Genomic DNA, 14,669 nt, shown 5'->3' with positions numbered 1-14,669 from the left:
TCGCTCAGAGCTGTGGCCAGGTCGTATCCAGCAATAGTGACCCCAGGCGATCCCGCACACTCGATACGGGGATTATCGAATGGGGGATACGGCATGGAAACGCAAGGCTATAGCGCGGCAGAACGTCTGGAACGACTGCCCATCAGCGGTTATCACCGGATCATTTTCATCATCATTGCCCTGGCGTTTTTCTTCGACTCCATGGACCTGGCAATGATGACGTTCCTCTTGGGGTCGATCAAAGCCGAGTTCGCTCTGAGCACCGCGCAGGCCGGGTTGCTGGCCAGTTCGAGTTTCTTCGGCATGGTGCTTGGCGCGTCGTTGTCCGGGATGCTTGCCGACCGCTTCGGAAGAAAGCCGGTGTTTCAGTGGAGCATCGTGTTGTGGGGCATCGCCAGTTACCTCTGTTCTACGGCGCAAAGCGTCGAGACGCTGACGCTGTTTAGAGTACTTCTGGGGATCGGCATGGGCATGGAGTTTCCGATTGCCCAATCGATGCTGTCCGAATTGATCCCGGCCAAACGGCGCGGGCGCTACATCGCGTTGATGGATGGCTTCTGGCCGTTGGGTTTTGTCGCAGCGGGCGTGCTGTCTTACTTTCTGTTACCGCTGGTTGGCTGGCGCGACATCTTCCTGGTACTGGCGGTGCCGGCGGTGTTTGTCCTGGCGATTCGCTTCTTCATTCCCGAGTCACCACGCTGGCTGGAACAGGCCGGGCATCACGCGGCAGCGGACAAGGTTTTGCTGCGCATTGAAGACAAGGTGCGGACCTCGCTGGGGAGCGCCGATCTGCCGGAGCCGATTCGTTTGCCCAGAATCGAGAGTCGTCCGGGGCACTTTCTTTCGGCCTTGAATGAAATTTGGTCACCTTTGTACCGCCAACGCACGATGATGATCTGGAGCGTCTGGTTTTTTGCCTTGCTTGGCTTCTATGGCCTGACTTCCTGGCTCAGCGCATTGCTGCAGCAGTCGGGGTTTGCGGTGACTCAGTCGGTGTATTACACCGTGCTGATTTCCCTTGGAGGGATTCCCGGTTTTCTCATGGCTGCCTGGCTGGTGGAGCGTTGGGGACGCAAGCCGGTGTGCATCATCACCTTGCTCGGTGGTGGGGTGATGGCGTTTCTGTATGGGCAGAGCGCGGTGTTTGGCGGCAACGTCAGCCTGTTGATCAGTTCGGGCCTGCTGATGCAGTTTTTCCTGTTCGGCATGTGGGCCGTGCTCTACACCTACACCCCGGAGCTCTATCCTACTTCGGCGCGAGCCACCGGTTCCGGGTTTGCTTCGGCGATTGGTCGGGTCGGCTCGTTGCTCGGGCCATTGGTCACCGGGCTGGTGTTCCCGATAACGGGGCAGGGCGGGGTGTTCGCTTTGGGTGCGATGTGTTTCGCCATTGCCGCGGGCGTGGTCTGGCTGTTCGGAATGGAAACGCAGGGCAAGACGCTGGAGGAATTGAGCGAGGTGGTGGCGGGTTAAAGATGATGATCGTTCCCACGCGTGGGAACGATCATCTTCAGCGGTCTTACGGTTTGACCAACCGTGCATCCAGGCTGTTCTGCGCCAGGCGCTTGGCCTGATCCTGGGTCATGCCCAAATGGGTATACAGCGCATGGAAGTTTTCGGTGACATAACCACCGAAGTACGCCGGGTCATCCGAGTTCACCGTAACCTTCACCCCACGCTCAAGCATGTCGAGAATGTTGTGCTGGGACATGTCATCGAACACGCGCAGCTTGGTGTTGGACAGCGGGCAAACGGTCAACGGGATCTGCTCGTCGATGATCCGCTGCATCAGGCGCTCGTCTTCGATGGCGCGCACGCCATGGTCGATACGCTGGATTTTCAGCAGGTCAATGGCTTCCCAGATGTACTCCGGCGGGCCTTCTTCACCAGCGTGAGCAACGGTCAGGAAACCTTCATGACGAGCGCGATCGAACACGCGCTGGAACTTGCTCGGCGGGTGGCCCATCTCCGAACTGTCCAGGCCGACGGCGACAAACGCATCACGGAACGGCAGCGCCTGATCGAGGGTTTTCTCGGCTTCTTCTTCGCTCAAGTGGCGCAGGAAACTGAGGATCAAGCCGCTGGTGATGCCCAGTTGCTGTTCACCGTCTTTCAACGCGCTGGCGATGCCGTTAAGCACCACTTCGAACGGCACGCCACGGTCGGTATGGGTTTGCGGATCGAAGAACGGTTCGGTGTGAATCACGTTCTGCGCCTTGCAACGCAACAGGTAGGCCCAGGTCAGGTCGTAGAAATCCTGAGAGGTGCGCAACACATCGGCGCCCCGGTAATACAGGTCCAGGAACTCTTGCAGATTGTTGAAGGCATACGCCTTGCGCAGGGTTTCGACGTCGCTCCACGGCAGGGCGATCTTGTTGCGTTCGGCCAGGGCGAACAGCAACTCAGGCTCCAGCGAGCCTTCCAGGTGCAGGTGCAATTCTGCCTTGGGCAGGGCGTTCAGCCAGTCGTACATATTCTTTTCTCATCAGGTACAGATAGTGAGCATTCTACAGATGCCTGTAGAAACAATTAGCAAAACCTGACCGGTCGGTTCATCCAGCCACCCCATAAGCCTGGGTGTCGGCAACGTAGGCAAGGGCCAGCCCTTGCCTACAATGGAGTCCGGTCAGATGCCGGCGATCAACTGCCGTGCCGCCTGGCTGTGATCGGCGATCAAGCCTTTCAGGTCCAGCCCTTCGACTTGCCCGTCGATCACTCGCCATTTGCCGCCGATCATCACCCGGTCTGCACGATCCGCGCCACACAACAGCAATGCCGAAATCGGGTCATGGCTGCCAGAGAAGCGCAGCTCATCGAGTTTGAACAACGCGAGATCCGCTTGCTTGCCCACCGCGAGTTCGCCGATGTCGCTGCGACCGAGCAATTTCGCCGAACCTCGGGTCGCCCAGCCCAGTACCAATTCCGGAGTGATCTTCTCCGCGCCATAACGCAGCCGTTGCAGGTACAGCGCCTGACGGGTTTCGAGGATCATGTTCGAGGCATCGTTGGATGCCGAACCGTCGACACCCAAGCCCAGCGGTGCGCCGGCAGCCGTTAGTTCCAGGGTTGGGCAGATGCCTGATGCCAGGCGCATGTTCGAACTCGCGCAGTGGCAAATGCCGGTACCCGCCGCGCCGAGGCGGGCGATTTCGTCGGGGTTGAAGTGAATGCCGTGGGCCAGCCAGGTGCGTGGGCCGAGCCAGCCGACGCTGTCCAGGTAATCCACGGTGCGCAGGCCGAAGCGTTGCAGGCAGAAATCTTCTTCGTCGAGGGTTTCAGCTAGGTGGGTGTGCAGGCGCACATCGAGCGTGTTCGCCAGTTCGGCGCTGGCCGACATGATTTGCGGCGTGACCGAGAACGGCGAGCAGGGTGCCAGGGCGATCTGAATTTGCGCGCCTTCGCCACGTTCGTGGTACTCGGCGATCAGGCGTTGGCTGTCGGCGAGAATCACTTCGCCTTGCTGCACGGTTTGCTGGGGCGGCAGGCCTCCATCCTTTTCGCCTAGGCTCATCGAGCCACGGGTCAACATGGCGCGCATGCCGAGTTCACGGACGCTTTCGACTTGCACGTCGATGGCGTTTTCCAACCCCTCGGGAAACAGGTAATGGTGGTCGGCGGCAGTGGTGCAACCCGACAGCAGCAATTCAGCCAGGGCCACCTTGGTTGCCAGCGCGAGTTTTTCAGGGGTCAGTCGGGCCCAGACCGGGTAAAGCGTTTTCAGCCAGGGGAACAGCGGCTGATTGACCACCGGTGCCCAGGCGCGGGTCAGGGTTTGATAGAAGTGATGGTGGGTGTTGATCAGTCCCGGCAGGATCACATGCTCGCGGGCATCAAATACTTGTCCACAGGGCGTCGCCGGTTGTTGGCCTTGCTTGAGTACTTCGACGATCAAACCGTCTTGCAGCACCAGGCCACCACGGGCATCGAGGTCGTTGGCCGTGAAGATCGCGAGGGGATTTTTTAACCAGATACGGGTCGCAGGCATTTGCCGGCTCCTCTGAAAGTTGGGTTCAGGTTCGCCAGCTCAGTGTTGCCCTGTCTGCTGATCCAGGGTCGCCGCGGGGGGCGAAGTTCAGAGTTTACTCAGGTTGTACACCACAGATCCAGTGTGGGAGCGGGCTTGCTCGCGAAGGCGGACTGACGGTCAACATTGATGTTGAATGTGATGGCCTCTTCGCGAGCAAGCCCGCTTGTATGTTTAGACTTGAAGGGGTGGGTGGGACTAAAAGCCCGATTCTGACTCTAGCCAGTACAGACCGTGGGAGACTTCGTCCCACCCCTTCTACCCAAAAGCGCCAATAAGGAATTCATCGGCAAGGCCGACGATAGAGACAAGCCAGCGCAACGGTAGACCCCAACAAGCTCTTAAACCCTAGCTCCGAGGATTCGTCATGACAATCCTTACTTCGCAAACGGTCGTGGGTGTTGATGTGGCCAAGGCCGAGGTGCTCGTCTATCGCGCCGATCTGCAAACCACACAAGCCATCCCCAATAATCGGGCAGCACTCAAACGCTGGCTCAAGACGCTGCCCGCCAAAAGTGGCATTGCCGTCGAGGCCACCAACATTTACCACTTGGACACGGTTGAGTTGGCCCATGAGTTGGGTCATCAGGTCTACGTCGTGGACGGTTATCGCTTGAGTCATTACCGCCGCGGTGTCGGCCAACGAGCTAAAAATGATCCGTGCGATGCCCGTCTTCTGGCTCGGTATCTGGCGCATGAACAGGCTGGGTTACGCGCTTGGAGCCCGCCGCCCAAGGCTTACAAGGCCCTGCAAAGCCTGCTTCATCGACGGGCAGCACTGATCAAGGCGCGTGTCAGTCTGGCTCAGAGCTGGGCCAATGAGCCGCGCCTGGAAGAAGAGCTGAAATGTCTGATGGAGACGTTTAAGCACTCGGATTTGGCCATTCAAAAAAAGCTGCGTGACCTGAGCAAAGAGGCCGGAGCCGCCGAAAATATTGAGCGTTGCAAGGCCATTGAAGGCGTCGGTGTACTGACGGCAACCGGATTTGCGACGGCTTTTTTGCGTGGCGAGTTTAAGGACAGCAATGCCTTCATCGCTTTTTTGGGCATGGACTTGAGGGTTGATGACTCGGGAAAAAAGACGGGGAGTCGCAGTCTGACCAAGAAAGGGGATCCGGAAATACGGCGTTTGGCCCACAACTCGGCCATGGCCGCCTGTCGTTCAGCGACCTGGAAACCCTTTTATGAAGGGTACCTGGCCAGAGGTTTCAAGAAGACTCAGGCCCTGGTAATCCTTGCCCGAAAACTCGCCCGGGTGGCGTTCGCCCTGATGAAAAACCAGAGCGAATACCAACCGAATCGACCGTTGCAGGGTTGTCCTGCAACATAGAATCTCCCACATGGGGTTGGTGTTACCAGGGAATGGTTTCACCCTTGTAATTGATGAAGTGATGCCCACCCTTGCCGGCATAGGCGTTCACCTGATCAACCAGCCCGCGGGTGCTGGTGTCGACATCGATGTCCGCGCCTTCACCACCCATGTCGGTTTTCACCCAGCCTGGATGCAGCGACAAAACGGTCAGTTTCTGTTCGCCCAACTGTGTGACGAAACTATTGGTCATCGAGTTCAGCGCCGCTTTGCTGGCCTTGTACAGTGCCAGTTCTGGTGCATCAGGCATGGTCACGCTACCGAGTACCGAACTCATGAACGCCAGTACACCGCTGCCTTCGCGGATCTGCCCGACGAAGCGCTGGGCCAGATTGATGGGCGCCACGGCGTTGGTGAAGAACAATTGACCCACTTCGGCCAGCGTCGCGCCACCGGGTGTCTGCACCTCCGGGCCTTTGACGCCGGCGTTGACGAACAACAGGTCGAACACCTGGCCTTTGAGTTGTTGGCTGAGGGCGATCACCGCTTGCTGATCGTCCATGTCGAGTTTTTCAATCCGTACCTTGCCCAGTGCCTGCAACGCTTCGGCGTTCTGTGGGTTACGCACCGTGGCGGTGACTTGCCAGCCGTCGGCCAGCAGGGTTTTCACCAGTCCCAGGCCGAGGCCTCGTGAGGCGCCGATGATCAGTGCGGTTTTTACCGTAGACATGAGTGGCTTCCTTGATAAAAGAGGGTCATGGATTCAATGGACAATGCTGTCCTAGCCGTTGTTGCAGTTCCTGGCGTAACTCACCGATCTCACCAAGCGTAAAGCCCAGACGTTGGACGATCAAATGCAGAAGTTAGATTCGGGGTCAGGCACTACTTAAGGGCGAGTTGCAGGATCGGGTGCAAATTTTGCTCGGGGTAATCTGATTAAAAAATGACCATGTGGCTGCAGGCTATGCCGGCTATGCGACTGAGCCAGCCATGAACGGGTTATCCACAGGTTGCTCCACAGTATTTGTGCGCAAGCCAGAAACCCGGGAATAAGCACTGTAAGGCTTTCTTCTAATGGTGATATACCGCTCTAACTGTTTGTTTTGCGGTGGAATTGAACCCGTGGATGGCCAATTGAGCGAAAAGTGATCAATGGCCGCAAAGCCACGTGGCGGAAGGGTTACAGCGCTGTGTGCTCAGGTTATCCACAGTCGGGTGCACAGCGGTTGTGGGCAAGTGTCGGAAATGTTGGCATGGCGCCAATGCCCTAAAAGATCGCAGCGCTACGGGCGAAACAGGATCGCTTGCAGGAGCTGCCGCAGGCTGCGATCTTTTGATCTGTTTTCAACGTTGCAACAAAATTCGCCCACGGCTCAAATCCGCCAGTTGACGCTGCAAGGTATCGATCTGCGTCTCACCGATGGCCAGTTGCAGTTCCACACCATTGGCGGTGAAGGTTTCTTCCACCACCAACCCGCCCAGCTCCGCGACGCGCAGTTTGACCAGCGCCAATTCGCTAAAGCCGCAGGCACAACGAATCGGCACCCGGCTGATCAGGGCAATCCGCTCGGCGCCTTGCAGGCATTTATTGGCGCTGCCGCCGTAGGCCCGTGCGAGACCGCCAGTGCCCAGTTGAATGCCGCCGTACCAGCGAATCACCACGACCGCGACCTGATCGCAATCCTGCGCTTCAATCGCCGCGAGTATCGGCCGGCCAGCAGTGCCGCCCGGTTCGCCATCGTCACTGCTGCGGTACTGATCGGCGAGTTTCCAGGCCCAGCAATTGTGTGAAGCGTTCAGGTCGCTGTGCTGTTCGATGAACGCCTGCGCCTCGGCAGCGCTGGTGATCGGTGCCGCGAGGGCGATGAAGCGGCTTTTGCGAATCTCTTCACGGTATTCGCAAACGCCTGCGAGGGTAAAAGGCATGGCTGAAGGTCTTAAATGGCTGGGGTGAGGCCGCAGCCTTTAAGAATGATACGGATCAGGTTATTGCTGGCATCTTCCATGTCCTGCCTGGTCAGCTTGGTACGACCGGTGACGCGGCAAATTTGCGTGGCGAAATCGGCGTAATGCTGGGTGCTGCCCCATAACAGGAAGATCAGGTTCACCGGGTCTACAGGGTCCATCTTGCCGGCATCGATCCAGGCCTGAAACACGTTCGCACGGCCCTGGAACCAGGCGCGGTAATCCTGGTTGAAGTACTCGGTCAGGCATTCGCCGCCGCTGATGACTTCCATGGCGAACACCCGCGAGGCTTGCGGCTGGCGGCGGGAGAACTCCATCTTGGCGCGTATGTAGCGGGTCAGCGCTTCGGCGGGGTCGTCGTCACAGGTCAAGGTGTTGAAGGTGCTGTCCCACAACTGAATGATGTTGCTCAACACCCCGATGTACAGCCCAAGCTTGTTGGTGAAGTAGTAGTGCAGATTGGCCTTGGGCAGCCCGGCATTCTGCGCGATGGTGTTCATGCTGGTGCCCTTGAAGCCGTGACGAGCGAATTCGATTTCGGCGGCTTTGAGGATCGCCTCTTCGTTCTTCTGACGAATGCGGCTGGCAGGCTTACCTGCGTGGGCTGGGACTTCAAAGGTCATGGGCGGTTCCGAGCGGGTCAGTGGGTGCACCGTGCGTTGATAGCGCACCCACAGGAATCCGACAAGCCTTGTTGCGATAAAAGCGTCAAAGCTGGGCCTTTCATGCGGTTTATCGAGTCGCCGCAAGGCTTTCCAGGAAGCTTTCCAGTACCAAATGCGGGCGCCGCCCCTTGCGTGTGACCGAAGCCAGGCTCAGGTCATAAAAACGGGTGTCGGGTTTGAGCGCGCGCAAGCGACCTTGCTGCACCCACAGGCTGGCGTAGTGGTCTGGCAGGTAACCGATGTAGCGCCCGGTCAGAATCAGAAACGCCATGCCCTCGCGGTCCGATGCGCTGGCGGTGCAGTTGAGCGCCTGATAATGCGCCTGGATCTCGGCCGGTAGACGGAAGGTCGGGGCGATCGCGTCCTGACTATTCAGGCGTTCATCGTCCAGCTGTTTATCGTCGACATAAAACAATGGATGGCCGACCGCGCAGTAGAGTAGCGAACGCTCGCTGTACAGCGGCTGATACTCAAGCCCCGACAAGGCGCTGGCCTGTGGCACCACGCCGACATGCAAGCGTCCATCGAGCACGCCCTGTTCGACTTCATTGGGCGCGATCATGCGGATCTGAATCTGCACGTCCGGCCCACGCTCTTTCAACTGCGCCAGTGCGTGGGTGATGCGCATGTGGGGCAGGGTGACGAGGTTGTCGGTCAGGCCGATGGTCAATTCACCGCGCAAGTGTTGATGCAGTCCGTTGACCTCGGTGCGAAAACTTTCCAGCGCACTTAATAGCTGCAACGCCGATTGATAGACCTCGCGGCCCTCTTCGGTCAGCGAGAACCCGGCTCGACCACGCTGACACAGGCGCAGACCCAGTCGTTGTTCAAGATCGCTCATTTGCTGGCTGATGGCTGAGCGTCCAATCCCGAGCACACTTTCCGCTGCGGAGAAGCCGCCGCACTCGACCACGCTGCGAAAGATCCGCAGCAGGCGGATATCAAAGTCACTGACTTGCGCCAGTGGATCGGGTCGGCGGCTGCTCATGCTTTTTACTCAAAAGTTTAGTGATTGACTGACTGAAGGTTAGAAAAGTTGGATTTCACCGACTTTATCGTCGTGGCAACTTAGCTGCAAGAACGCTTTTAATCCCTACGCCGCTTATTGCCCTGCGAGGTTTTGCTCATGAACGTGCCTGAAAACGCCCCGGTCTCCCTGGCCAGCCAACTCAAGCTCGATGCCCACTGGATGCCGTACACCGCCAACCGCAATTTCCAGCGCGATCCGCGTCTGATCGTTGCCGCTGAAGGCAGCTACCTGATCGACGACAAGGGCCGTAAAGTCTATGACTCGCTGTCAGGTCTGTGGACCTGCGGCGCAGGGCATACCCGCAAGGAAATCCAGGAAGCGGTGGCCAAACAGTTGGGCACCCTCGATTACTCGCCGGGCTTCCAGTACGGTCACCCGCTGTCGTTCCAGCTCGCCGAGAAAATCACCGAGCTGACCCCGGGCAATCTGAATCACGTGTTCTTCACTGACTCCGGTTCCGAATGCGCTGATACAGCCGTGAAGATGGTCCGCGCTTACTGGCGTCTGAAAGGTCAGTCGACCAAAACCAAAATGATCGGCCGTGCCCGTGGCTACCACGGTGTGAACATCGCCGGCACCAGCCTGGGTGGCGTGAACGGCAACCGTAAGCTGTTTGGTCAGGCGATGATGGACGTCGACCACCTGCCGCACACTCTGCTGGCGAGCAACGCCTATTCCCGTGGCATGCCGAAAGAGGGCGGTATCGTCTTGGCCGAAGAGCTGCTCAAACTGATCGAACTGCACGACGCCTCGAACATCGCTGCGGTGTTCGTCGAGCCACTGGCCGGTTCTGCCGGTGTACTGGTTCCGCCTCAGGGTTATCTGAAGCGTCTGCGCGAAATCTGCGACCAGCACAACATCCTGCTGGTATTCGACGAAGTCATCACCGGCTTCGGTCGTACCGGTTCGATGTTCGGTGCTGACAGCTTCGGCGTGACTCCTGACCTGATGTGCATTGCCAAGCAAGTTACCAACGGCGCGATCCCGATGGGCGCGGTGATCGCCAGCTCGGAGATCTACCAGACCTTCATGAACCAGGCGACGCCGGAATACGCAGTGGAGTTCCCGCACGGTTACACCTATTCCGCGCACCCGGTGGCCTGCGCTGCCGGCCTCGCGGCACTCGACCTGCTGCAAAAGGAAAACCTGGTGCAGAGCGTGGCCGAAGTCGCGCCACATTTCGAGAATGCGCTGCACGGTCTGAAAGGTTCGAAGAATGTCATCGACATTCGTAACTACGGTTTGGCCGGTGCAATCCAGATCGCTGCGCGCGATGGCGACGCTATCGTGCGTCCATTCGAGGCGGGCATGGCGCTGTGGAAGGCGGGTTTCTATGTGCGCTTCGGCGGCGACACCCTGCAGTTCGGCCCAACCTTCAACAGCAAGCCGCAGGATCTTGATCGTCTGTTCGATGCGGTCGGCGAAGTGCTGAACAAGATCGACTGATTAGCCCTTCTATATAAGAACGAATAACGGACGCGCAGCGATGCGCGTCTGTGGACAATTTTTCAGGAGCCCCGCATGAGCCTCATCCCGCATTTGATCAATGGCGAACTGGTAACCGATAACGCTCGCACTGCTGACGTGTTCAACCCGTCCACTGGTCAGCCAATCCATAAAGTGCCATTGGCCAGCCGTGAAACCATTCAAAAAGCCATCGACTCAGCCAAGGCTGCATTTCCGGCCTGGCGCAACACGCCACCGGCCAAACGCGCCCAGGTGATGTTCCGCTTCAAGCAATTGCTGGAGCAGAACGAAGCGCGTATCGCTCAACTGATCAGCGAAGAACACGGCAAGACGCTGGAAGACGCCGCGGGTGAATTGAAGCGCGGTATCGAAAACGTCGAGTTCGCCTGTGCTGCACCGGAAATCCTCAAGGGCGAGTACAGCCGCAATGTCGGTCCGAACATCGACGCCTGGTCGGACTTCCAGCCGTTGGGTGTAGTGGCCGGTATCACCCCGTTCAACTTCCCGGCGATGGTGCCGTTGTGGATGTATCCGCTGGCGATCGTCTGCGGTAACTGCTTTATCCTCAAACCGTCCGAGCGTGATCCAAGCTCGACGCTGCTGATCGCTCAGCTCCTGCTCGAAGCCGGCCTGCCGAAAGGCGTGTTGAGTGTGGTTCATGGTGACAAGGCTGCGGTCGATGCGTTGATCGAAGCACCTGAAGTCAAAGCACTGAGCTTCGTCGGCTCGACACCGATTGCCGAATACATTTACGCCGAGGGCACCAAGCGCGGCAAGCGCGTCCAGGCACTGGGCGGCGCGAAGAACCACGCGGTATTGATGCCGGATGCCGATCTGGATAACGCAGTCAGCGCTCTGATGGGCGCGGCTTACGGTTCTTGTGGCGAGCGTTGCATGGCGATCTCGGTAGCCGTGTGCGTTGGCGATCAGGTTGCGGATGCTCTGGTGGCCAAACTGGTTCCGCAAATCAAGGCGCTGAAAATCGGCGCCGGCACTTCGTGTGGTCTGGACATGGGGCCACTGGTTTCCGGTCAGGCTCGCGACAAGGTCAGTGGCTATATAGAAGACGGTGTTTCCTCCGGCGCTTCCCTGGTCGTCGATGGTCGTGGTCTGAGCGTGGCCGGTCATGAGGAAGGCTTCTTCCTGGGCGGCTGCCTGTTCGATAACGTCACGCCAGAGATGCGCATCTATAAAGAAGAGATCTTCGGGCCGGTGCTGTGCATCGTTCGGGTCAATAGCCTGGAAGCTGCCATGCAGCTGATTAACGATCACGAGTACGGCAATGGCACCTGCATCTTCACCCGTGATGGTGAGGCAGCGCGGTTGTTCTGCGACGAGATCGAAGTCGGCATGGTTGGGGTTAACGTTCCGCTGCCGGTCCCAGTGGCTTACCACAGCTTTGGTGGCTGGAAGCGTTCGCTGTTTGGTGACCTGCATGCGTATGGCCCGGATGGTGTGCGTTTCTACACCCGTCGCAAGGCGATTACCCAGCGCTGGCCACAACGTGCAAGCCATGAAGCCTCGCAGTTCGCATTCCCAAGCTTGTAAGTAGAAGGGCAGAAGGCCGGTCCACCTCTATATGATGGTGGACCGGCCTTCGTGTTTTCGGGGCTTTTTGACTGATATGACAGATTTATGAAAATAGGTGTTGACGGCAGATTCTGGAAGTCTATAATTCGCCCCACTTCCGGCGCAGTCGAAACGGAAAACTCCTTGGTAAACAAAGAGTTACGCAGTTTTCGGCAGCGGTTACGCTTCAGTTCATCGAAGCCTGAAGGAGTTGAAAGGGCGGTGTTGTTTGGCTCTTTTAACGGTTCGATCGTCTCGGTCGAAAGCGGAGAAAAAGAGGTGTTGACAGCAGCGAGTAACGCTGTAGAATTCGCCTCCCGCTAACGAGAGATCGGAAGCGCAAGTGGTTGAAGTTGCAAAGGAAACTTTGAAAACTTCTGAAAATAACCGCTTGACAGCAACAGAGGCTGCTGTAGAATGCGCGCCTCGGTTGAGGCGAAAGATCTTAACCAACCGCTCTTTAACAACTGAATCAAGCAATTCGTGTGGGTGCTTGTGCAGTCAGACTGATAGTCAACAAGATTATCAGCATCACAAGTTACTCCGCGAGAAATCAAAGATGTAACCAACGATTGCTGAGCCAAGTTTAGGGTTTCTTAAAAACCCAAAGATGTTTGAACTGAAGAGTTTGATCATGGCTCAGATTGAACGCTGGCGGCAGGCCTAACACATGCAAGTCGAGCGGTAGAGAGAAGCTTGCTTCTCTTGAGAGCGGCGGACGGGTGAGTAATGCCTAGGAATCTGCCTGGTAGTGGGGGATAACGTTCGGAAACGAACGCTAATACCGCATACGTCCTACGGGAGAAAGCAGGGGACCTTCGGGCCTTGCGCTATCAGATGAGCCTAGGTCGGATTAGCTAGTTGGTGGGGTAATGGCTCACCAAGGCGACGATCCGTAACTGGTCTGAGAGGATGATCAGTCACACTGGAACTGAGACACGGTCCAGACTCCTACGGGAGGCAGCAGTGGGGAATATTGGACAATGGGCGAAAGCCTGATCCAGCCATGCCGCGTGTGTGAAGAAGGTCTTCGGATTGTAAAGCACTTTAAGTTGGGAGGAAGGGCCATTACCTAATACGTGATGGTTTTGACGTTACCGACAGAATAAGCACCGGCTAACTCTGTGCCAGCAGCCGCGGTAATACAGAGGGTGCAAGCGTTAATCGGAATTACTGGGCGTAAAGCGCGCGTAGGTGGTTCGTTAAGTTGGATGTGAAATCCCCGGGCTCAACCTGGGAACTGCATTCAAAACTGTCGAGCTAGAGTATGGTAGAGGGTGGTGGAATTTCCTGTGTAGCGGTGAAATGCGTAGATATAGGAAGGAACACCAGTGGCGAAGGCGACCACCTGGACTGATACTGACACTGAGGTGCGAAAGCGTGGGGAGCAAACAGGATTAGATACCCTGGTAGTCCACGCCGTAAACGATGTCAACTAGCCGTTGGGAGCCTTGAGCTCTTAGTGGCGCAGCTAACGCATTAAGTTGACCGCCTGGGGAGTACGGCCGCAAGGTTAAAACTCAAATGAATTGACGGGGGCCCGCACAAGCGGTGGAGCATGTGGTTTAATTCGAAGCAACGCGAAGAACCTTACCAGGCCTTGACATCCAATGAACTTTCCAGAGATGGATTGGTGCCTTCGGGAACATTGAGACAGGTGCTGCATGGCTGTCGTCAGCTCGTGTCGTGAGATGTTGGGTTAAGTCCCGTAACGAGCGCAACCCTTGTCCTTAGTTACCAGCACGTTATGGTGGGCACTCTAAGGAGACTGCCGGTGACAAACCGGAGGAAGGTGGGGATGACGTCAAGTCATCATGGCCCTTACGGCCTGGGCTACACACGTGCTACAATGGTCGGTACAGAGGGTTGCCAAGCCGCGAGGTGGAGCTAATCCCATAAAACCGATCGTAGTCCGGATCGCAGTCTGCAACTCGACTGCGTGAAGTCGGAATCGCTAGTAATCGCGAATCAGAATGTCGCGGTGAATACGTTCCCGGGCCTTGTACACACCGCCCGTCACACCATGGGAGTGGGTTGCACCAGAAGTAGCTAGTCTAACCTTCGGGAGGACGGTTACCACGGTGTGATTCATGACTGGGGTGAAGTCGTAACAAGGTAGCCGTAGGGGAACCTGCGGCTGGATCACCTCCTTAATCGACGACATCAGCTGCTGCATAAGCTCCCACACGAATTGCTTGATTCATTGAAGAAGACGATTAGAAGCAGCCCGAAATTGGGTCTGTAGCTCAGTTGGTTAGAGCGCACCCCTGATAAGGGTGAGGTCGGCAGTTCGAATCTGCCCAGACCCACCAATTTTGCTTGTGTGGGAAACGCCTGTAGAAATACGGGGCCATAGCTCAGCTGGGAGAGCGCCTGCCTTGCACGCAGGAGGTCAACGGTTCGATCCCGTTTGGCTCCACCACTACTGCTTCTGTTGCATGAAAGCTTAGAAATGAGCATTCCATCGGTTCGATGGTGAATGTTGATTTCTAGTCTTTGATTAGATCGTTCTTTAAAAATTTGGGTATGTGATAGAAAGATAGACTGAACGTTACTTTCACTGGTAACGGATCAGGCTAAGGTAAAATTTGTGAGTAATTGCGAATTTTCGGCGAATGTCGTCTTCACAGTATAACCAGA

General features: G+C 57.1%; 10 protein-coding genes, 2 tRNA genes and 1 rRNA gene. 7 read left to right on the top strand and 6 right to left on the bottom strand.

The genetic code is table 11. The features are described 5' to 3' along the window. Positions 1–93: 93 nt before the first annotated feature. Positions 94–1,473, top strand: a complete 1,380-nt coding sequence (locus AABM55_RS25425) for an MFS transporter (protein ID WP_054594149.1) — start codon at positions 94–96, stop codon at positions 1,471–1,473. 46 nt (positions 1,474–1,519) lie between these two features. On the opposite strand, the gene AABM55_RS25420 is transcribed toward AABM55_RS25425, so the two are convergent. Continuing rightward, positions 1,520–2,473 (bottom strand): adenosine deaminase, encoded by a 954-nt coding sequence (locus AABM55_RS25420; protein ID WP_103320467.1) that lies wholly within the window; start codon positions 2,471–2,473, stop codon positions 1,520–1,522. 153 nt (positions 2,474–2,626) lie between these two features. Next, a complete protein-coding gene (locus AABM55_RS25415) occupies positions 2,627–3,985 on the bottom strand; it encodes an 8-oxoguanine deaminase (RefSeq protein ID WP_347928080.1) in 1,359 nt (452 codons plus the stop codon). A 406-nt stretch (positions 3,986–4,391) separates the two neighbouring features. On the opposite strand from AABM55_RS25415, the gene AABM55_RS25410 reads away from it, so the two are divergent. Then, positions 4,392–5,354 (top strand): transposase, encoded by a 963-nt coding sequence (locus tag AABM55_RS25410; protein ID WP_103320529.1) that lies wholly within the window; start codon positions 4,392–4,394, stop codon positions 5,352–5,354. 22 nt (positions 5,355–5,376) lie between these two features. Here AABM55_RS25410 and AABM55_RS25405 read toward each other — a convergent pair whose 3' ends face one another. The 4 genes from AABM55_RS25405 to AABM55_RS25390 form a co-directional block, all read right to left on the bottom strand. Continuing rightward, the gene (locus tag AABM55_RS25405; protein ID WP_347928079.1) at positions 5,377–6,063 is read right to left on the bottom strand and encodes an SDR family oxidoreductase; all 687 of its coding nucleotides are present in this window, start codon (positions 6,061–6,063) and stop codon (positions 5,377–5,379) included. 614 nt (positions 6,064–6,677) lie between these two features. Beyond that, entirely contained in the window at positions 6,678–7,259 is a 582-nt protein-coding gene (locus AABM55_RS25400) for a YigZ family protein (RefSeq protein ID WP_054594145.1), read from the bottom strand. An 11-nt stretch (positions 7,260–7,270) separates the two neighbouring features. Further along, the gene (locus AABM55_RS25395) at positions 7,271–7,921 is read right to left on the bottom strand and encodes a TetR/AcrR family transcriptional regulator (RefSeq protein ID WP_347928078.1); all 651 of its coding nucleotides are present in this window, start codon (positions 7,919–7,921) and stop codon (positions 7,271–7,273) included. A gap of 109 nt (positions 7,922–8,030) precedes the next feature. Beyond that, a complete protein-coding gene (locus AABM55_RS25390) occupies positions 8,031–8,951 on the bottom strand; it encodes a LysR family transcriptional regulator (RefSeq protein ID WP_054594143.1) in 921 nt (306 codons plus the stop codon). A gap of 138 nt (positions 8,952–9,089) precedes the next feature. Between AABM55_RS25390 and AABM55_RS25385 the strand changes: the two genes are divergently transcribed. From AABM55_RS25385 to AABM55_RS25365, 5 genes are all read left to right on the top strand, one after another. Next, positions 9,090–10,439 (top strand): aspartate aminotransferase family protein, encoded by a 1,350-nt coding sequence (locus AABM55_RS25385; protein ID WP_054594142.1) that lies wholly within the window; start codon positions 9,090–9,092, stop codon positions 10,437–10,439. A 75-nt stretch (positions 10,440–10,514) separates the two neighbouring features. After that, positions 10,515–12,008 (top strand): CoA-acylating methylmalonate-semialdehyde dehydrogenase, encoded by a 1,494-nt coding sequence (locus AABM55_RS25380; RefSeq protein ID WP_347928077.1) that lies wholly within the window; start codon positions 10,515–10,517, stop codon positions 12,006–12,008. A gap of 637 nt (positions 12,009–12,645) precedes the next feature. Continuing rightward, a 16S ribosomal RNA gene (locus AABM55_RS25375) occupies positions 12,646–14,182 on the top strand. 82 nt (positions 14,183–14,264) lie between these two features. Beyond that, positions 14,265–14,341: transfer RNA gene (locus AABM55_RS25370), tRNA-Ile, on the top strand. Between the two features lie 34 nt (positions 14,342–14,375). After that, positions 14,376–14,451 (top strand) — tRNA-Ala (locus AABM55_RS25365). The last annotated feature ends 218 nt before the right edge of the window (positions 14,452–14,669 follow it).

The organism is Pseudomonas helvetica (assembly GCF_039908645.1).
Classification (GTDB): domain Bacteria; phylum Pseudomonadota; class Gammaproteobacteria; order Pseudomonadales; family Pseudomonadaceae; genus Aquipseudomonas; species Aquipseudomonas helvetica.
Note: the sequence above shows the minus strand (reverse complement) of the source record. Positions and strands in the feature narration are given on the sequence as shown.